Source organism: Marinobacter sp. bablab_jr008 (assembly GCF_016464145.1).
Taxonomy (GTDB): Bacteria; Pseudomonadota; Gammaproteobacteria; order Pseudomonadales; family Oleiphilaceae; genus Marinobacter; species Marinobacter nauticus.
In genome coordinates, this window is sequence record NZ_JACDWW010000073.1 from 77,268 (window position 1) to 96,331 (window position 19,064).

Genomic DNA, 19,064 nt, shown 5'->3' on the forward strand with positions numbered 1-19,064 from the left:
GTCAGCAGGAAAGATAGACCATGACGGATCAGAAAAAGTCTGACCAGACCACATCCTCCGAAAAACCCTGGGGTGGCCGCTTCAGCGAGCCTACCGATGCCTTTGTTGAACGCTTCACCGCCTCGGTGGGCTTCGACCAGCGCCTGTATCATCATGATATTACCGGCTCCATCGCCCATGCCACCATGTTGGCGAAGGTGGGTGTGCTGACGGACGCCGAGCGCGACCAGATCATCGACGGCCTGAAGGGCGTGAAGGAAGACATCGAAGCCGGGCGCTTCGAATGGTCCGTCAGCCTGGAAGATGTGCACATGAACATCGAAGCCCGGCTCACCGATCGCATCGGCATCACCGGCAAGAAACTGCATACCGGCCGCAGCCGGAATGATCAGGTCGCCACCGATATCCGCCTCTACCTGCGCGATGAAATCGACGTGATTGCCGAGGAACTGGAGCGCCTGCAGGCTGGCTTGCTGGACCTGGCCGAGCGCGAGGCAGACACCATTATGCCCGGCTTTACCCACCTGCAGACCGCCCAGCCGGTTACCTTTGGCCACCATTTGCTGGCCTGGTACGAAATGCTGGTGCGCGATGCCGATCGTCTGCAGGATTGCCGCAAGCGGGTGAACGTGATGCCTCTGGGGGCTGCTGCCCTGGCCGGCACCACTTACCCGATTGACCGCAATCTGACCGCCGAACTGCTGGGCTTTGACCGGCCCACTGAAAACAGCCTGGATTCGGTCTCCGACCGGGATTTCGCCATTGAATTCTGCAGTTTCGCCGCGCTGCTGATGACCCACCTGTCCCGGTTCAGTGAAGAGCTTGTGCTCTGGACCTCCGCCCAGTTCGATTTCATCGACCTGCCGGACCGGTTCTGCACCGGTTCCTCGATCATGCCCCAGAAGAAAAACCCGGATGTACCCGAGCTGGTGCGTGGCAAGACCGGCCGGGTAAACGGCCATCTGATCAGCCTGCTGACCCTGATGAAGAGCCAGCCGCTGGCCTACAACAAGGACAATCAGGAAGACAAAGAGCCGCTGTTCGACACGGTCGATACCATCAAGGGCTGCCTGAAGGCCTACGCCGACATGATCCCGGCCATCAGGGCCAAGGCCGACAACATGCGGGTAGCCGCCAAGCGGGGCTTCTCCACCGCCACGGATCTGGCTGATTACCTGGTCAAGAAAGGCGTGCCGTTCCGTGATGCCCATGAGATTGTCGGCAAGTCAGTTGCTTTCGGTGTCGCCGAAGGTCGTGACCTGTCAGATATGACGCTGGAGGAACTTCAACAGTTCTCCGATGTGATCGGCGAAGATGTGTTCGACGTGCTGACCCTGGAAGGTTCCGTGCAGGCCCGTGATCATCTGGGTGGAACTGCGCCAAACCAGGTACGTGCAGCGGTGGCCCGCGCTCGGAAAACTCTGGCATAGTCGATTGGCTGTCATGGGCGAGGCAGTTTAGAAAAAAAGTTTATGACAAAACCGTAAAGTGCGGTTTTGTCATAAATACACAATATCGGCTAGGATTGTCCGACTAACTTTACCTGCTTGCTACCGTCAACAAGGACGCTGACGATGAGCTTTGTGAAACTGGTCAGGCCTTCAGAATTGAAGGTCCTCGACATTCCCTTTGTTGAAACTCCTTTTTTTGCTGCCGACAGGGCCCGCCTCCTGGTTGAGCAGGACAACCATCTTCGTTCAAGCATGCAATCGCTGTTCAGGTATGGCTCTGGTGACCGACGGAACCTAGCGGAAACTGTCCATCGGGCGGTCAGAGACGGCGAGTTGATGTTGGTCTGTTCGGAGTGGAATAAGCCTTTCTCGCCGATGGTGACCTGGCGGCCAGACAACAGTCTGCCTGCCGGTGGCCAGTGGCGGATAGAGGGCAGTTGGCTGAACGTTCCATCTGAGATTGAGTGTGCAGTAGCAGAGCTGAACAACTGTGGCATTACCTGCGAGCAGTTGCGCCAATCCGAATCCTGGGGTGTCGGGTCGCTGGAAGTGAACATGTTCTCAATGAACTACCGGCAGCGTCAGCGCCGGGAGCGGGCGGCTCAAGGTAGCGTGGATGACCATCGGCTGAGCCTGCCCTTAGGGGCTTCCGCACTGGTGGCTCCCGTGTTGATGTCTGCAGCATCCGCAACCGAAGACGCTAAGGCAGACTCCTCTCAGGCACCCGCCCCAAAGATACACCTGGAAGTGGGCCTGTTTACCGATGGCACCATGAACAACGCCGCCAATACCCGGGCCTTCGTTGAGCAGCTGGAGCAGGAGTGCCTGATTCCCTACGAAAATAACACCATCGGCCGGGAAGAGTGTGAGCGGCGGATGGGTCTGATGTTGGGCGACAGTTACGCCAATGCGGCCAGCAATGTGGCGAAGCTGTGGGATTTGTACGTCGAAGACGAAAAAGAGGAGGAGGGTACCAGCACCTACCGGCGTAAAATTTATGCTCCTGGGGCTGGCACCAAGACTGGCGAGGATGATGTGATGTATAGCGCAGCCACCGGCATGGGGGAGGCCGGCGTTATCGCACAGGTGGACTATGCTTTCTCGCAACTGGCCTTGCGGGTGAAAGAAGTCTTGCAGAACCTGCCCGCCGACCGTCTGGACAAACCCATCGACAAACTTACGTTGGACCTGTTCGGCTTCAGCCGGGGCGCGGCGGCTGGCCGCCATACTGCACACGAGATAAATCAGGGGGAGAATGGTCTGCTGGCCCAGATGCTGGCTGACAGCGGTATCCTCTGGCCGAAGACGGTAGAAATTCGCTTCGTGGGGCTGTTCGACTCCGTGGCCGCCATCGTTAACCTCGCTGCTGGTGATGCGTTGGCCCATAACAACCGCAACCACCCGGTGGAGTTGTACCTGGATCCAGGCAAGGTGGGCCAGGCGGTGCACCTGACCGCGGCCCATGAGCACCGCAGGAACTTTGCCCTGAACAGTCTGCGAAGCCGCGACGGCAGCTTGCCGGCCAACTTCCGGGAAATTTCCCTGCCGGGTGTTCATTCCGATATTGGCGGTGGCTACGGCGACAGCCAGCGAGAGGACGTGCTGTTAAGCCTCAGGTTACAGGTGCCTCGCGACCGGCTGAGCAGGCCGGACCAAACCCTCCAATGGGATAACCTGGAGGCCAAGCGGCAACAGATAGAGGCGGCAGGCTGGATTGGCCCATATAATCTGCCGGTACGGCAATCCGAGCAATTGCAGGCATGGCCGAAAGACCAGGGCCCGGAAGGGCCAGCCCGGCTGGACATTGTCACCCTGCGCCACGAGCACCCGGCCCAGGATGGCCGGGTAGAACTGGTGTTGCGGATGCTGCGCCAGGTGCGGGGGGAGTATTCACGGGTGCCTCTTCGGTTGATGCACCGATTGGCGGTAGAACAGGAAGTGCCACTGAGAGAAGTTGATCCCACTGATGAGACCGTGTTGATACAGGGTGAACTTGAACCCATCCTTCAACAAATTCTGGAACAGGTTGTACAAGGGAATGACGCCCCCTCACTGACCACGGAACATGAGAACTTGTTGCTCCAGCGCTATATCCATTACTCGGCGCACTACAACGCTATTGAGACCATGGTGGCGGGCTTGCCTGCGAAGTTGCAGGGGTTTCATCCCAATGCACCAGCACCTTCAGGCGAGCGCCTGGTGTATCCACAGACAGAGGGCGACTAATGATTCAGAAAATACTGGCCATGGGAGTCATGGCCATCGCCCTGTTGGGCAGCGGCTGTTCGGCGTGGTCGAAGGCGGACGACACTCTTTGGATGGTCAGGATAGCGGCGCCACAGCACTACGAAGTGTGGGTGACTGATATGTTCCTGGAGAAGTCGGGTGAGCGGAGCTGGCGCCAGCCGATAGGCACGGTGGGGTGCTGCTGGAAGGGGGCCCGTGGCCCAACCGGGCCTGGGGGCAGAGCTGACCCCTTTCCGGAACTGATTCTGGTCAAGTGGTTTTCCTACGCGGAGCAGAAATATTACACCAAGATCATTCAGGTGCCGGAAGACCTGCTGGACCGAATGCGGGAGCCGGCAACCTATGTTACGCAGGTTGATGTGCGCTCAGGCCCCCGGAACCTCCTGACCATTGGCCTGGCGCCCGGCGGTACCGTGGTGGTCTGGATTTCGAACCAGATTGGCAACGAGATCGAGGTGATGCGCATGCAGGCCACGGAGTTGCCGGGTGACCCTTCCCGGTTCACGGAACGCACAAAAGGCTATCTCGAAAGGAACGGCGATTACCTCAGGGAACACGGAATCCCGACGGAGGGCTGGTAAGCAGCCGCGGAAGCGGTTCTGAAGTGATCCAGTGTGAGGTCGGGGTAGAATGAAGCCTGCCCTCAACATAACTTAGCCGCCGATCCAGCCCGTACTCAGCTCAACCCCTACCGGCTTCAGCTCCGCCAGCGGTCGGGGCCTTGATAACCGGTAACCCTGGCCAAAATGGATGCCCAGGGTACGGACCTTTCTCAGGGTTTCGTCGCTCTCGATAAAGGTGGCAACGGTCTCCTTGCCTGCGGCTTCTGCAATACGATGCAGGGCATCCACCATTACTTGCTGAACCGGGTCATCCTCCAGATGATCCATCACCCGTCTATCCAGTTTGATGATATCCACCGGCAGCTGGGCGGCCAGGCTGTAGCTTTCCACGGAGGCACCAGCGCCCTCCAGAGCCACCCGGCAACCGATTCGATGCAGTGCATCGCAGAGCACGGCCACTTCGTCCGGATACTGGGTGGCATGGGCTTCCCGGATCTCCAGGCAGAAGCACTCCGCCCGGAACGGTGAGGGTGCCAGTAGCTGTTCCATGAAATCGGCAAAGGTGTCATCCAGTACCGAGGCCAGAGACAGGTTGAAGCCGCAGTATTTCAGCCTTGGTTCCAGCAGTCGGTGCTGCCCCAGCCAGTCCAGGGCCTGACGAATGACCTGACGGTCCAGCCGTTTGGCCAGGTCAAAGCGCTCGGCCAGGGGCAGGAACTGTCCGGGCAGGAGTGTGGTGTCGTCCGGTCCCTGACCGGGAATGCGACACAGTATTTCAATATGGTCGCCCCAGGTCACACTCGCCACCGGCTTCAGAGCCTGGAACTCAAGGATCAGTTGATGGTGGTCCAGGGCTTGGCGGAGCTGTTCCAGCTGCTTGTTTGTACCAGTATCGCCGGCGGCATCCGGCAGTGCATGGGCGGTGTGGATCCGGTTCCGGCCTGAAGTCTTGGCGGTATGGCACAGGTCCGCAGCCTGGGTGAGCAGCGTGTCGGCCCGTTCCGGCAACTCACTGTCCAGAATCAGCAGACCGCCGCTGGTAGTGGTCTGCAGGGTATGCCCCTGCCATTCAAACTGGAACTGGGCAATCTGTTCGCGGATTTCCTCGGCGATCTTTCGCGCTCTGGGTTCCGGGCAGTTCTCGATGAACAGCGCAAAGGTATCGCCGGCCAGTCGTGCCAGGGCATCGCGCTGTCGCACGCGCAGCCCGAGCATGGCGGCCAGTTCCCGCAGGTAGCGGTCGCAGGTGCCGCTGCCAGCGTCCTCGTTGAACTGTTCGAAGTTGTCCAGATCCAGAAACAGCAGCCCGTCGGTGCTCTGGCGTTTGTGGCGATGGCCCATGGCCCGTTCCAGGTGTTCGATGAAAGAACGGCGATTCATCAGTTCGGTGACCGGATCGTGTCGCATGCGGTAATCGCTGTTGCTGGTGTGCTGGATCCGGTTGCTGATATCGCGTGCGACATGAACGGCCCCGGTGACCTCGCCCCGGTCTCCGCGGATGCTCTGGAAATGAAATTCGTAAATCGGCAGTCCCTCTCCCTGGCGGTTCAGGGGCATTTCTGCCACAAAATGCTCACGGTCGAAGGCCCGTTGCCATAGCCGTTCGATCAGTCTCCGCTCATTGGGGAAGTCCTTCAAAAGGCTGCGCAGGTTGTCTCCGGTCTTTGGCGTCAGGTCAAAGGCGTGTTGAAACTGCTGGCACCAGGGGGTGTTGAAATGCAACAGTCTGAATTCGGTGTCGATGGCTACCACCAGATCAGAGGATGCGGCGGTCGTGGCTTGAAGAATCTGCTGAGCCTGTTGTTTTTCCAGATCGTGGACCATGGCCTCGCTGTGGTTGACCATCACGCCGCCGAGTTTATGCACCCGGCCGCCGTTCTTCAGAGCACGACCGGCCAGAGTAACCCGTTGTGGCCGTTGCCGGCTGGTGAGAATGGTCAGGTCCATGCTGAACGGCTGGCCGGTGCGCATACAGCGCCTGAACATCGCTCGTACCCGGTTCTGGCCTGTCTGGCAATAAAACAGCGCCTGTTCCGGTGTCAGCTCGCTGCCGGCTTTGAGTTCCAGCAGGCGGTACATACCTTCGGACCAGCTGATCTCGTTGCTGGGCATGTCCAGTTCCCAGAGACCAAAGCCGGCACTCTGTTCCGCCAGTCGTTGAATCCGGCTATCCATGGCATCGCTGTCCCTGAGGGTAATCGAGGCGGTAGCGGCCTGGTCTGAATCCCGGATCTCCATTCGCAGCCCGAGCAGGGCAGTAAAGAAAAAGCCATCCTTGTGGCGGAACGTCACCAGCACTGTCTGGCCATTGTCGAGCCGGTGTCGGTGGGCGGGGGCGAAGGGATCGTCCTGGCGGGAAGCCAGAATATGCTGGACTTTCTGCCCGGTCAGATCGCTGATGTCGTAGCCAAACATGGTTTCTGCATGGCGATCAGCCTGGATGATCCGGCCATCGTCATCCACCCGAAGCAGGGTGGGCCGGATAACGGGGCCCGTCGGATCGGGCCGGTAGCGTTGAATCAGAAACTCTTTCACAGCTCGGGTGCCTCGCTCGGGCTGGCAGCGTGTTCACTGCCTGTGCTTTTATTTTTTTACAGGTTTTGCCACGATTCATTCATCATACTGACTATCTTGCCGAAAATAACCTCTTGCCGGAGCTCTCTTGACCGTTCACGCCGCGCCCATAGTTCTCGATTTCGAGGATGGAATCGACCGAAAGACGCTCAGGCGCCTGCGGGACCGGTTTCTGCTGGTTAACCAGCAGCGCTGGCAGCGGGCGTGCTCGGCACTGACCTACCGGCAGCAGATGGTGCTGGAGTTGTTGCCGCTGGTTTTTCACCGTAACCATCCGGCCTTGCCTGGCTATCTGGATGGTAACTGCCCGGACGGCTTCAGTGGTTACACGCCCGGCCAGGAAGTGCTGGACGCCGCCCGCCGTTACGCCCGTAGCTTTCACTATCGTGACAAGGGCACTCGAAAGCCTGATCTGGACAGTCTGTTCCTGATGGGAAGCCCTGGCACCCTCGGCCACTCGGTGGCCAGTGATCTGGATGTCTGGCTCTGCCACCGTCAGGATTTGCCGGCGTCGGGCATTCGGTGCCTGGAGCGAAAAGCCGAAAAACTGTCGGAATGGGCCGGTGGCCTGGGGGTGGAGCTGCACGTGTTTGTGTTCTCTGCCGCCGATTGGCGGGCCGGGCGACAGCGCGTGGAAGTCACCGGGGAAAACTGCGGCAGCGCCCAGCATTTTCTGTTGCTGGATGAGTTCTACCGCACCAGCATTCACCTCGCCGGCCAATATCCGTTGTGGTGGCTGATCCCGGTAGACCGGGAGGCCGATTACGACCACTGCCGGCGACAGCTGGTGGAGTGTCGGTTTATCCAGGCCAGGGATTACATCGACTTTGGCGCGGTGCCGGACATTCCTCCCGCAGAACTGCCTGGCGCTGGCATCTGGCAGCTCTACAAAGGAATCGATGCGCCCTGGAAAGCCATCCTCAAGCTGCTGTTGATTGAATGTTACGCCACCGACCGGGAGCGACCACTGCTCTCGGCCAGCTTCAAGCAGGCGGTTCACAATGGTGTGATTAGCGCCGATGCCCTGGACCCCTACGTGCTTTTGTACCAGAGACTGGAGCAGTGGTTGCTGGCCCGTGACGGCGCAGATCGGCTGGAGCTGGTGCGCCGAAGCCTGTACCTGAAATCCGGCTTGCCGCTCAGCCGGGCGGGTATGGTAGGTGACCCCTGGCGGGTCGAGTTGTTGCGCAGCCTGGTTGAAGGCTGGGGCTGGTCATCGGAGGATCTGGGCAGGCTGGACGATCGTCAGCGCTGGTGTGCCGAGGAAGTGATGGGGTTACGCCGGCGGGTGGTTGCCGAGCTTACCCACAGTTACCGCTTGCTGGCCAGATTGGCCCGGGAACAGGATGCACAGGCGTCGATCAGCGCCAATGACATCAACCTGCTGGGCCGCAAGCTCTATGCCGCCTTCCAGCGCAAGGCCGGTAAGGTCGAGCTGATCAATCCTGGGCTGGTGCCCTCGCTGGCAGAAGAGAATCTGTCGTTTCACCATCGCAGTGAACAGGGGGCAGCCGGAGACGGCTGGTTGTTGTACCGGGATCTTGAAGATCCGTCCGACGCCTTCTGGCAGCCGGTTATTCGCCGCGCCGGCAACCTGGCTGAGTTGCTTGTCTGGTGTTACTGCAACGGGCTGCTCAGTCGCAGTACACGGTTGAATGTGCGAGCGGGCCAGAGCGTGGCGTCGGTCAGCGAGTTGAAGGAAATACTGGATGTGCTGGCTGGTTTCCTGCCGGTGCCTATGCCCCCGGCGCCCCGGCAGGCCCTGTCCCGTGCAGTACGGCCGTTACGCAACCTGTTGTTGCTGAATGTGGCGGTGGACCCACAGGCTCATCTGACCGAGCGGGGGCTGCATAAACTCAGCGCCCGCAACGACTCGCTCGGGTTCAGTGGGGCCCGGGACAACCTGGTGGTGACCATCGACCAGATTACCCTGAACAGCTGGCACGAAGTCAGTCTGCAGCATTACGCGGCTGGGGATACCCTGATCCAGTGTTTGAAGAATGTGCTCGCTCAGGTGGCGATCAACCCTGCGGAATTGCCGGATATCCGAGTGATGGCGCCCAGCCGGGGGCACGGACAGGCCATTGCCCGGCGTGTGAGTGAGTTGTTTGCCGATGTGCTCCGACAGTTTTTTGCAGGCGGCACCGGCCCCCATCCCTTGCGTTATATCATCGAGATGGATCAGCGTTATTTTCTGCTCCAGTTCAATGGGCAGGAGCCGGGGTTTGTTGCCCTGGATAGCCGCGCGGCATTGATGGATGCCTTGTTCCAGCCCCAGGACAGTTTTCTGCCGGTGGTGCCGGATCGCTATGCTTTGCAGGATGCTCCCCTATTGAAAGCGGTATGTGAAGCCTCCGAAGCCGGTAACATCCAGGTATTCTGGCAGCTGCAGGGAGACCAGGGCCAGCTCTGGGTGGTGGATGAGTATGGCAGTCTGTGGCATCGCCAGCTGAAGGCCCAGCAACGCCGTCATCTACTGGCACCGTTATTGCGATTTCTGGACAGTGTTATTGAGCGCCGGCAGTTGCGCCAGGCAGATAATCTGGAGCCGGTCGCCGGTATCCGGTGTTACGAACTGGTACGCAGGGATGGCCGATGGCTGGCCGATCCGCGGCCAGAACTGGTCGCCGGAATGCCCTTGTCCGGCCTCGAAGTGCAGGCGGTGGGCGTGCAACAGGGTGACAGCATTCTGCGCTTTGATCTGTATTGCAACGATCAGGAGTTTACCGTGCAGGAATATGGCGACCGGTTGATTCCGGCGGTGGCCCATTACATCCGCTCCCTGCGGCAGAGTCCGGACCCCTATCCGGTGTATCTGACTGACCTGCATCTGCCCCACGATCTCGATCCACAGCTGTATCAGCGCGATATCCAGACCAGCCAGTACCTGTTCTACCGGGCGCAGTTGGAAGATGCCCTAAACCAGCACCTGTCCTGAACATGTGAATCCTCGCGGTGCGGCCCGGGTGTCGGGTATACTTCGGCCATTATTCACTCAGGGGATTGGGTATGCAGCTTGGGCTTGTGCGCCGCCTGGCCGTCGCGCTCTCGGTGTTTGTGGTTTTGATGGTATCCGGTTGTGGCCAGAAAGGGCCGCTGTACCGGAACGCGCCGGTGCCCGACGCCGTACCATCGCAGACTGGTGACACCGAGGCAGCTGCGGAGGCGGGCGAAAATGCCGATGAGGACAATGAACAGCCCTGAGCCAGACCACCCGACCTTAAGCTTTCAGGAACAGCATGGATCACTTCAATTACCGTAACGGCGAACTCTACGCCGAAGACGTTGCCGTTGCCGATATCGCCGAGCGCTTTGGTACGCCAGCCTACATCTATTCCCGGGCGACGCTGGAGCGCCATTACCGTGCTTACGATGAGGCCCTGAAGAATCGCCCTCATCTGGTGTGTTATGCGGTCAAGGCGAACAGCAATCTGGCCGTGCTCAATGTGCTGGCTCGTCTGGGGGCCGGTTTTGACATAGTCTCGGCCGGAGAGCTTGAACGTGTGCTTCGTGCCGGCGGGGATGCCGGTAAAGTGGTTTTTTCCGGCGTTGGCAAGCAGGAATGGGAAATGAAGCGGGCCCTGGAGGCCGGCGTTCGCTGTTTCAATGTCGAATCCGACACCGAGCTTGATCGCCTGAACAAGGTGGCTGGCGAACTGGGAGTGAAAGCGCCCATTTCCCTGCGAGTGAATCCGGACGTGGATGCGGGCACTCATCCTTATATCTCGACCGGCCTGAAGGAAAACAAGTTCGGCATCGATATCGCCGAGGCGCCGGCAGTCTATGCCCGGGCGGCCAGCCTGCCCAACCTGGATATCCACGGGGTGGACTGCCACATCGGCTCACAGCTGACGTCTGTTTCGCCGTTCTTGGATGCCCTGGGCCGGGTGCTTTCTCTGATCGACACCCTGGCAGAGCAGGGCATCCGTATCCGCCATCTGGATATGGGGGGCGGTCTGGGTGTGACCTACAACCAGGAAACCCCGCCGCAACCGGCAGATTATGTGAAAGCCCTTAATGAACGCATGGGTGATCGGGAGCTCGAACTGGTGCTCGAGCCGGGCCGCTCCATTGCCGCGAATGCGGGCATTCTGGTGACCCGGGTGGAATTCCTGAAGTGCACCGAACACCGGAATTTCGCCATCATCGATGCGGCCATGAATGATCTGATCCGGCCGGCACTCTACAGTGCCTGGCAGGCCATTATTCCGGTTCAGCCCCATCAGGACAGTGAGGAAAGGCCCTGGGACCTGGTGGGCCCGGTGTGCGAAACCGGCGATTTCCTCGGCAAGGATCGCGCTCTGCGCCTGAAAGCCGGCGATTTGCTGGCGGTGCGCTCGGCTGGGGCCTACGGATTTGTTATGGCCTCTAACTACAACACCCGCAACCGGCCCCCGGAGTTGATGGTGGACGGAGATCAGGTGCATGTGGTTCGGCGCCGGGAGACTCTGGACGACCAACTGGCGCCGGAAAGTTGCCTGCCGGAATGAGCGGGGGGAACGAGATGTCTCAGCAACGACGTGGCCAGGGTCCGGTCCTGCGCTTTACCAAGATGCACGGGCTGGGTAACGACTTCATGGTGGTCGACGCCATCAGCCAGCCATTCCGGCTGGCCCCGGACACCATCCGGGAGCTGGCGGATCGCAATTTCGGGATCGGTTTTGATCAGCTGCTGGTGGTGGAGCCACCGGGGCTTCCGGATGTTGATTTTCGCTACCGCATTTTCAATGCCGATGGCTCGGAGGTGGAACAGTGCGGCAACGGAGCCCGCTGCTTCGCCCGCTTTGTGCGCGATCAGCGCCTGACCAACAAGCGTGTTATCCGGGTCCAGACTGCCAAGGGTGTGATTGAGCTCAAAGTGGGTCGGGATGGCCTGGTAGCGGCCAACATGGGGGTGCCGGAGCTCAACCCCCCCGCGATCCCCTTTGCAGCGGATCAGCGCAAGGATGTGTATACCGTCGACGTGAATGGTCAGACGGTCGAGCTGTCAGCCATCTCCATGGGTAATCCCCACGGAGTGCTGGTGGTGGACAATGTCGATACGGCGCCGGTGGAAAGCCTTGGCCCGCAGTTGGAAAAGCATCCCCGGTTTCCGGCCAGGGCCAACATTGGTTTTCTGCAGGTGATTGATCGCCGCCATGCCCGGTTGCGTGTGTTTGAACGGGGCTCCGGCGAAACACTCGCCTGCGGCAGCGGTGCCTGTGCAGCGGTGGTGGCCGGTTGTCTCCGCGGCTTGCTGGACAGTCGGGTCGAAGTCGAGTTGCGTGGCGGCAGGCTGGTCATTGAATGGCAGGGGGAAGGTACCCCTGTTATGATGGAAGGTCCTGCAACCACGGTATTTGAAGGCCAGTTGCGGCTGCCTGGCGAACCCCAGCCCCGGCGCCGCAGGAGTGCCCGCCCGAACACCCGACCTCATAAAAACGGGGCCTGAACCGATCAGGAGAACACGATGACAGAACAAACGGCCCGCCAGAAGGCCGGCGAACTCACCAGGGAACAGGTCGCAGAATATCTGAGGGCCAATCCGGACTTTTTTATCGACCAGGACGAGCTGCTGCGCAGTTTGACTCTGCCCCATGACAGCGGCCGGGCGATTTCCCTGGTGGAGCGTCAGGTGCACCTGTTCCGGGAACAGCGGGACACGTTACGCCGGGAGCTGGTGGAACTGGTGTCCATCGCCCGCCACAACGACCGGTTGTTCGAGAAAAGCAAACGCCTGCTGATGCAGGTGATTGAAGCCCGTAACCTGCAGGATATGGCGGCTGCCATTGATGACAGTATCCGGGGTGATTTTGGTCTGGATGCCGCGTCGGTACTTCTGTTCAGTGAAACCGGTCAGCTTCAGTCACAGGGTGCCCTGCATATGGTGGATGCGGCCGCGGCACGCGAACGGTTGGGAAGCCTGCTGGAAGGGGAGCGGGCCGTTTGTGGCCAGTTCCGCGAGAATGAGCGTGAATTCCTGTTCCCGGACCGTGACGAGCCCATCGCCTCCGTTGCCCTTGTGCCCCTGCGCCACGAAGGTCTGGTGGGTGTGTTTGCTGTCGGTAGTTGTGAACCCGGTTACTTTGATCAGAGCATGGGCTCGCTGTTCCTGAGCTACATCAGTGACACCCTGAGCCGGCTTTTGCCGCCCATGCTCAAGCGCCATGGTACCGGCGCTCCGGTGACGGATCTGACCGCGGAGACCGGCCAGGGGTGAGCGTGGCGGCGAGTGACCACAAAGGATCAGCGAGCCAATTGGCGGCGCTGACCGGCTTCATTCGTCATCTGCAATCCGAGAAACGGCATTCACCCCGTACCTGCGAACACTATCAGCGCGACCTTCAGCGGCTGGTCGCCTGGCTTGCAGATAACGGCCTCAACGACTGGTCAGAGCTGTCTGCCCACGATGTTCGGCGCTACGTAGCCCGGCTCAGCCGGGATGGGCTGAGCGGACGCAGCATTGCCCGGCACCTGTCGTCGATTCGGCGTTTCTACCAGTATCTGCTTCGCGAAGGGCTTGCCATCGATAATCCGGCTCTGGACATCAGGGCGCCGAAAAGTGGTCGGCGTTTGCCCCGCGTTGCGGATGTTGATCAGATTGGCCAGTTACTGGATGCCACCCCCGAAGACCCCCTCGAAATCCGTGATCTGGCCATGTTCGAGCTTATGTATTCCTCCGGCCTTCGGCTGGCGGAGCTGGCCGGGGCCGATCTGTCGGCTCTGGATCTGAAGGGCCCAGAAATCCGCGTTCTCGGTAAAGGTAACAAGGAGCGCGTGCTGCCGGTCGGCCGTAAGGCCGTGGCGGCGTTGCAACAGTGGTTGTCCTGCCGGCGGGCACTGGTCACCGAGGGTGAGAAGGCACTGTTTGTCAGCCAGCGGGGTACCCGTCTGAGCCGGCGCAGTATCCAGAGTCGCCTGTCTCGCTGGGGTATTCTGCACGGCGCGGACCAGCGTTTGCACCCCCACCTGCTCAGGCATTCCTTTGCCAGTCACATGCTGGAATCCAGTGGCGACCTGCGCGCGGTTCAGGAATTGCTGGGTCATGCGGACATTGCCACAACCCAGGTCTATACTCATCTTGACTTTCAACATCTTGCCCGGGTTTATGATCAGAGCCATCCCCGGGCGCGCCGCCGAACGACCGATCGCACAGGGTGTGAAGAGGAAGAGCATCGTGCCGGCCAGTAAGGGAGTAGTTCATGGCATCTGAAGATTCCTGGAAAGAGAAATATCTCAGGGAACTGGAAGAAGCAGAGCATCGGGAAAAACAGTGGGAATCCGAACGTAATCTGCTGGAACGAATGCTGGTACGAACCAGTCTGGCCTCTGAAGGACAGCGACCGGAGCTGGACGAATTGTTGGGTCGGTTGCGGGAGGATATCCGTAAGAAACAGATCAACCTGCAGCATTGGCGGGAGCTGCAGGACCAGATTGACCGGCAGATTACCCTGCTGGACGAGCAGGCCGGGCCTCAGGCTGTGTCGCCCACACCGGAACCGCAAGCCCCGGCAGAAGGTGTGGATCTGGCGGATACCACACAGCGACTGAGAATTGCACGCCGCATCGGCCAGTTACTGGGGCAACTGTTGCAACAGGCTTCCCTGGAGCCGGCCGCAGAAGCAGAAGCCCGGGAATTACAGCAGACCTTGCTGACCAGCAACGACTGGGAAGTGCTCCGGGAGGGGCTGAACCGGGTCGCCGACCTGGTGATCGCCGCCATCACCCGCAGCCAGCGCGAATTCGAGGCCTTCCTGAAACGCCTGGATGAGCGCTTGCAGGCGTTACGGGAGCATTTTGCCCAGCAGAGCGATGTCCAGACTGGCCGGCAGGACGCCACAGCAACGCTGGACCGGGAAATCCGTGCCGAGCTGGACAAGGTGGGGGATGACATCCGCGCCAGCGAGGATATTCAAGCTTTGAAGCAGTCGGTCAGTCAACGCCTGGAATTTATTGGCAGTGCGCTGGAGCGGTTCCGGACGTCGGAAAGCGAGCGTGAAAAACTGCTGGCGAACCAACTGGAAGCCATGCAGGAGAAAGTCGCGGCCATGGAGGCCCATTCGGAACAGATGCAGGCCCAGGTGCGTGAAGAGCGTCAGCGAGCCCTGACCGATCTGCTCACCCAGCTGCCCAACCGTGAAGCCTGGCAGGAACGGCTGTCGTTTGAATACAATCGCTGGTTGCGCTACCGGCACCCGCTCACGGTGGCTGTGCTGGACGTGGATCTGTTCAAGCGCATCAACGATTCCTATGGCCACAAGGCAGGGGATCGCGTGCTGCAGTTGGTGGCCCGGGAGATGAGCACTCGCCTGCGGTCGACGGATTTTATCGCCCGGTTCGGTGGCGAGGAGTTTGTGGTGCTTCTGCCGGAAACGCCCACAGATGAAGCCCGCAAGGTATTGGATTCCCTGCGCGAACATGTATCCGGCCTGCCGTTCCATTTCAGCGGCGAGCCGGTAAGCATTACCTTTTCAGCGGGGCTGACCGGTTTTCAGGACGACGACACCGAAGAGTCGGTGTTTGACCGGGCTGATCGGGCCCTCTATCAGGCCAAGGATGAGGGCCGAAATCGGGTGTCGGTGCTCTGACCCAGCCAATCAGCGCCTTAGCAGGGCATCCAGTTCATCAATCACCTCCGCCCAGTCGCTGTCATCTTCCAGCCCTTCCTCCAGAAAATGGGATTGGCTCTCTGACCAGAAGGGCGCATCCTGGATAGCGACTTCACTGGGTAATGGTGAATGTCGGGCGATGAAATGCTCGACTTCCGATTGACCGGAGGGCAGACCCAGTTGTTCGAACAGGGTGCTCAGGCTGTGTTTGCTGGTGTCCATGGTTACGTACCTCCATCAGCTCATTGGCAAAATGCAATCCTGCCCGTTTGCAGGTATGGTTTTCCTGAAATGTAGTGGACCCGCCGAGGATATCCAGTGAAGTCTCGTTCACAGTTCATGTTTTGCCTCCTGTTGCTGCTTTTTCAAGGGGCCGTGTTGGCGGATCCACCCCAGAATTCGCCGGCGCCCGTACTGGGCGTTGAAGATCTGCGTTGGCTTGCAGAACAGGATGGCTTCAATGTGGGGGTCAGGCATACCCAGGTGCCGCTGGTGTTCGATACCGGGGAGGGGCGCATGGCGGGCATCTGGGTGGACTACCTCAACCGCTTGTCCTCCAAGCTGGGATTGCCCATTGAGCCCTTTCTGATGAACCAGATGCTGGGCACTGAGCGGCCAGAGCCGGACCTGATCCTGACCACCCGACTGCCCGGCGCCCCGGTTATTCCCGGCGTGCGACACACAGCGCCCTTGATGTCACTCACCTACGGGGTGTTTGTGAATGCCGGCGACCCGGCAATCCGGACTTTGTCTGATCTGGAGGCAGCGAAGGTTGTCATTGTCGGCGACGACCCCAATCAGTTTCCGCTGCTGGACCCGGTGGAAAGCTTTACGCCGGTACCGGTTTCCAGCCTGGGTGAGGCGGTCAGCCGGGTTATGTCGGGCGAGGCAGATGCTTTTCTCGGGCCGGTTCCGGTGGTGTCTGACTACCTCGAATCGGCGATGATCAATGGTGTCGGGCTGGCGGTGTTGCTGGATCGGCGACCTGTGGATGTGGTGCTGCAGGTTCCCATTGAGCAGGAGCGCATGTTTCGGGTGTTTGATCGCACGGTATCGTCACTGACCCATCAGGAACATCGCAATATTCGCCAGTCCTGGTTGGCGGGGGAGCTGCCTGAAGTCGAGACCCGAAACGTGGCCCTGACCGCCGGTGAACTGGAATGGCTGGCCAGTAACTCGGAGATTACCGTCGGACTGAGGCCGGACTGGCCGCCGTTCGAGTTTGAACAGGATGGCCGGCCCACGGGGCTGGTCGCCGACTTGCTCAGCCGGCTGGAGAAGGATCTGGGGATTCGCTTCCAGCGAGTGACGGTAGACAGTCGGGCCGACGCCGAGGAAAAACTGAAATCCGGTGAGCTGGACGTGCTTCCCGGCATGTCCCGCACGCCTCGTACCGAGCAGGAATTCCTGTTCACCCGGGCCTATGTCAACGTGCCCATTGCGCTGGCGATCCGCGACGCCGGTCGCTTTATCGGAGACCTGCGTGAACTTCGGGATGAGCGGGTCGGCGTGGTAAACCGCCAGGCCAGTCATGACTATCTGCTGATCAATCATCCGAATCTCGACCTCTATCCCCAGCAGACCGTGGAAGACGGGCTGCTTGCGCTTTCCAACGGCGATCTGGATGTGATGGTGACGCATATCCCGGCGGTAAGCTACACGGTGGCACGGCTCGGTCTGTCGAACCTGAGGATTACCAGTATTACCCCTTACCAGTACGATCTGGGACTGGCGGTCAGCCCGGCCCAGCCTGAGCTCCACCGCATTCTGAACAAGGCGCTGGGCAGTCTGCCGACGTCCGAAACCGAAGCCATCTATAATCGCTGGATTCACCTGGATATCGAACAGGAAGCCGATTACACCGTGGTTCGGCGGATCATTCTGATAGCCATCGTGGTGGTGCTGATCTTCCTGTACTGGAACCGCAAACTTTCACTGGAAGTGGATGAGCGAATCCGGTCCGAGAACGCGCTGCGCCGGAGTGAGGATGAACTCCGTGCCGCCAAGCTTGAGGCGGAGCGGCTGGCCCGGGAGGCGGAGGCTGCGAGCCGTGCCAAGAGCGAATTCCTGGCCAACATGTCCCATGAAATCCGAACGCCTATGAACGCGGTGATTGGCTACAGCGATCTGCTCTACAATTCGGTCACAGATCCCCAACAGCGCAATTACCTCAATGCCATCCGGGCGGGCAGTCGAAGCCTGCTGATGCTGATCAATGACATTCTGGACCTGTCGCGGATCGAGGCCGGCAAGATGCGCCTGGATTTCGGCCCTGTTTCCGTGCGCCGGCTGCTCAGTGATGTCCGCCACATCTTTGACCTGCGGGCGACGGAGCAGGGCATTACCCTGGAAGTGAGCGTGGGATCGGGTATGCCCTCGGCGATGATGCTGGACGAAACCCGCTTGCGACAGGTGCTGTTTAATCTGGTGGGCAATGCCATCAAATTCACCCACGACGGCGGGGTTACCGTGCGAGCGGTCGCCAAGCCGCTGGGCGAGCCGGCGGATGCCGATTCCGAGGTTTGTTACTACCGGCTGGTGGTGACCGTAGCTGACACCGGTATCGGCATAGCCCCGGACCAGCAGGAGCGCATTTTTGAAGCCTTCGAGCAGCAGGAAGGCCAGAGTTCCCGGCGTTATGGCGGTACCGGGCTGGGGCTTGCGATCAGTCGTAAACTGGTGGAAATGATGGGCGGCAGACTGACCGTGAAAAGTGAAGCCAATGTGGGCTCGACGTTCAAGGTGGTACTGCCCAGAGTAGAAGCGACGGTGGAGCAGGCTGATGACGATGGCGCGCCGGAGGAATCCGAGCGCCTGCTGGCCCAGACCATGAGTATGCATGAGCGGGGCTGGCTGCGGGAAAAACTGGCTGAAGACTTCGGTAATGAATGGCAGGAAGTGCGCGAGAGCGGCGACCCGGAACAGATGAAGGATTTCGCGGTCCGCATTATCGAATGGGGGCAGCGGCATCGCTCATCGTCGGTCACGCGCTACGGTGAGAAGCTGTTGGCGGATGTGGAGGCCTTTAATCTGGACGCGGTGAATACCGCCCTGGATGCATTCCCCCGCCTACTGGGACAGGAATAGCCCGGGCTACAGGCTAGAGGCAGTCAAACTGGGACTGGCGGTCAAAGGCCACGGCCACCATGTCGTAGCCGGAATCCGACAGCGAGCGGATCAGTTCACGATCTTTCAGCAGGGTCATGCACACTTTGTGTACGCTGGCCTGGAGTTGTTCGGCGGCCGGCTGTTGGTTCGGAAAGCGGAAATCCACAATCAGGTATTTCCGGTCTACGCTGGCCCGGGCGGGAATGTCCTCGCGCTCGATGCTTTCATAGCCTATGTAGGTGGCTTCATTGGCCTGAAAAACCTGGCTCATCAATACATCCAGGTTTTCGGCGGATACCTGCGCCGATGACAAGCCGAGCACCAGACCAGAGAGAAGGGCGGTAATGTTGGTGCGCATGTGAGGCTCCCGGAACGTAATCTGCGATTCTTGTTAGTGTAACCAAGTGTAAAGTTTGGTTACAGTTGATTGTTGCAGAGTGTGGCTTACTTTTCCTCCTGTGGACGCTGGATTTTTCAATTGTTTGCAATGCTGAAATGATTTCCGGATGGTAAGGCCCGGCGTTGGTTAATGC

General features: G+C 59.8%; 14 protein-coding genes. 11 read left to right on the forward strand and 3 right to left on the reverse strand.

Annotated elements, in window-relative coordinates; genetic code table 11:
• Positions 1-20 precede the first annotated feature (20 nt).
• The 3 genes from argH to JIF53_RS14550 all read left to right on the forward strand — a co-directional run bounded on the left by argH (position 21) and on the right by JIF53_RS14550 (position 4,279).
• A complete protein-coding gene (argH, locus tag JIF53_RS14540; protein WP_023011763.1) occupies positions 21-1,430 on the forward strand; it encodes an argininosuccinate lyase in 1,410 nt (469 codons plus the stop codon).
• 144 nt (positions 1,431-1,574) lie between these two features.
• Positions 1,575-3,677, forward strand: coding sequence for a T6SS phospholipase effector Tle1-like catalytic domain-containing protein (locus tag JIF53_RS14545; protein ID WP_228285574.1), 2,103 nt, complete (start codon positions 1,575-1,577; stop codon positions 3,675-3,677).
• Positions 3,677-4,279 (forward strand): DUF2931 family protein, encoded by a 603-nt coding sequence (locus JIF53_RS14550; protein ID WP_023008373.1) that lies wholly within the window; start codon positions 3,677-3,679, stop codon positions 4,277-4,279. Before JIF53_RS14545 ends, JIF53_RS14550 begins: the two co-directional genes overlap by 1 nt.
• Positions 4,280-4,351: 72 nt before the next feature.
• On the opposite strand, the gene JIF53_RS14555 is transcribed toward JIF53_RS14550, so the two are convergent.
• Positions 4,352-6,796 carry an EAL domain-containing protein gene (locus JIF53_RS14555; RefSeq protein ID WP_199453056.1) on the reverse strand — a complete coding sequence of 815 codons (2,445 nt, stop codon included), beginning with the start codon at positions 6,794-6,796 and terminating at the stop codon, positions 4,352-4,354.
• A gap of 127 nt (positions 6,797-6,923) precedes the next feature.
• Here JIF53_RS14555 and JIF53_RS14560 point away from each other — a divergent pair, with 127 nt between their 5' ends.
• The 7 genes from JIF53_RS14560 (at position 6,924) to JIF53_RS14590 (ending at position 15,402) form a co-directional block, all read left to right on the forward strand.
• Positions 6,924-9,773, forward strand: a complete 2,850-nt coding sequence (locus tag JIF53_RS14560; RefSeq protein ID WP_011784037.1) for a class I adenylate cyclase — start codon at positions 6,924-6,926, stop codon at positions 9,771-9,773.
• 71 nt (positions 9,774-9,844) lie between these two features.
• Complete coding sequence (lptM, locus tag JIF53_RS14565) at positions 9,845-10,039, forward strand: LPS translocon maturation chaperone LptM (protein WP_022992130.1); 195 nt, start codon at positions 9,845-9,847, stop codon at positions 10,037-10,039.
• Positions 10,040-10,074: 35 nt separating this feature from the next.
• Entirely contained in the window at positions 10,075-11,325 is a 1,251-nt protein-coding gene (gene lysA, locus JIF53_RS14570) for a diaminopimelate decarboxylase (protein ID WP_011784039.1), read from the forward strand.
• Between the two features lie 14 nt (positions 11,326-11,339).
• The gene (gene dapF / locus JIF53_RS14575; RefSeq protein WP_153740811.1) at positions 11,340-12,266 is read left to right on the forward strand and encodes a diaminopimelate epimerase; all 927 of its coding nucleotides are present in this window, start codon (positions 11,340-11,342) and stop codon (positions 12,264-12,266) included.
• An 18-nt stretch (positions 12,267-12,284) separates the two neighbouring features.
• A complete protein-coding gene (locus tag JIF53_RS14580; RefSeq protein WP_023011759.1) occupies positions 12,285-13,034 on the forward strand; it encodes a DUF484 family protein in 750 nt (249 codons plus the stop codon).
• Positions 13,031-14,005 (forward strand): tyrosine recombinase XerC, encoded by a 975-nt coding sequence (xerC, locus tag JIF53_RS14585; RefSeq protein ID WP_011784042.1) that lies wholly within the window; start codon positions 13,031-13,033, stop codon positions 14,003-14,005. Before JIF53_RS14580 ends, xerC begins: the two co-directional genes overlap by 4 nt.
• Positions 14,006-14,016: 11 nt before the next feature.
• The gene (locus JIF53_RS14590; RefSeq protein WP_011784043.1) at positions 14,017-15,402 is read left to right on the forward strand and encodes a GGDEF domain-containing protein; all 1,386 of its coding nucleotides are present in this window, start codon (positions 14,017-14,019) and stop codon (positions 15,400-15,402) included.
• A 9-nt stretch (positions 15,403-15,411) separates the two neighbouring features.
• Here JIF53_RS14590 and JIF53_RS14595 read toward each other — a convergent pair whose 3' ends face one another.
• Positions 15,412-15,645 (reverse strand): DUF2789 domain-containing protein, encoded by a 234-nt coding sequence (locus JIF53_RS14595; protein WP_023011756.1) that lies wholly within the window; start codon positions 15,643-15,645, stop codon positions 15,412-15,414.
• A gap of 117 nt (positions 15,646-15,762) precedes the next feature.
• Here JIF53_RS14595 and JIF53_RS14600 point away from each other — a divergent pair, with 117 nt between their 5' ends.
• Entirely contained in the window at positions 15,763-18,510 is a 2,748-nt protein-coding gene (locus JIF53_RS14600) for an ATP-binding protein (protein WP_023011755.1), read from the forward strand.
• A 13-nt stretch (positions 18,511-18,523) separates the two neighbouring features.
• On the opposite strand, the gene JIF53_RS14605 is transcribed toward JIF53_RS14600, so the two are convergent.
• Positions 18,524-18,889, reverse strand: coding sequence for a hypothetical protein (locus JIF53_RS14605; protein WP_011784046.1), 366 nt, complete (start codon positions 18,887-18,889; stop codon positions 18,524-18,526).
• Between the last annotated feature and the right edge of the window lie 175 nt (positions 18,890-19,064).

Coding starts and splice junctions, on each gene's coding strand:
- argH (WP_023011763.1), top strand. CDS start 21: ATGACGGATCAGAAAAAGTCTGACCAGACCACATCCTCCGAAAAACCC.
- JIF53_RS14545 (WP_228285574.1), top strand. CDS start 1,575: ATGAGCTTTGTGAAACTGGTCAGGCCTTCAGAATTGAAGGTCCTCGAC.
- JIF53_RS14550 (WP_023008373.1), top strand. CDS start 3,677: ATGATTCAGAAAATACTGGCCATGGGAGTCATGGCCATCGCCCTGTTG.
- lptM (WP_022992130.1), top strand. CDS start 9,845: ATGCAGCTTGGGCTTGTGCGCCGCCTGGCCGTCGCGCTCTCGGTGTTT.
- lysA (WP_011784039.1), top strand. CDS start 10,075: ATGGATCACTTCAATTACCGTAACGGCGAACTCTACGCCGAAGACGTT.
- dapF (WP_153740811.1), top strand. CDS start 11,340: ATGTCTCAGCAACGACGTGGCCAGGGTCCGGTCCTGCGCTTTACCAAG.
- JIF53_RS14580 (WP_023011759.1), top strand. CDS start 12,285: ATGACAGAACAAACGGCCCGCCAGAAGGCCGGCGAACTCACCAGGGAA.
- JIF53_RS14590 (WP_011784043.1), top strand. CDS start 14,017: ATGGCATCTGAAGATTCCTGGAAAGAGAAATATCTCAGGGAACTGGAA.
- JIF53_RS14595 (WP_023011756.1), bottom strand. CDS start 15,645: ATGGACACCAGCAAACACAGCCTGAGCACCCTGTTCGAACAACTGGGT.
- JIF53_RS14600 (WP_023011755.1), top strand. CDS start 15,763: ATGTTTTGCCTCCTGTTGCTGCTTTTTCAAGGGGCCGTGTTGGCGGAT.
- JIF53_RS14605 (WP_011784046.1), bottom strand. CDS start 18,889: ATGCGCACCAACATTACCGCCCTTCTCTCTGGTCTGGTGCTCGGCTTG.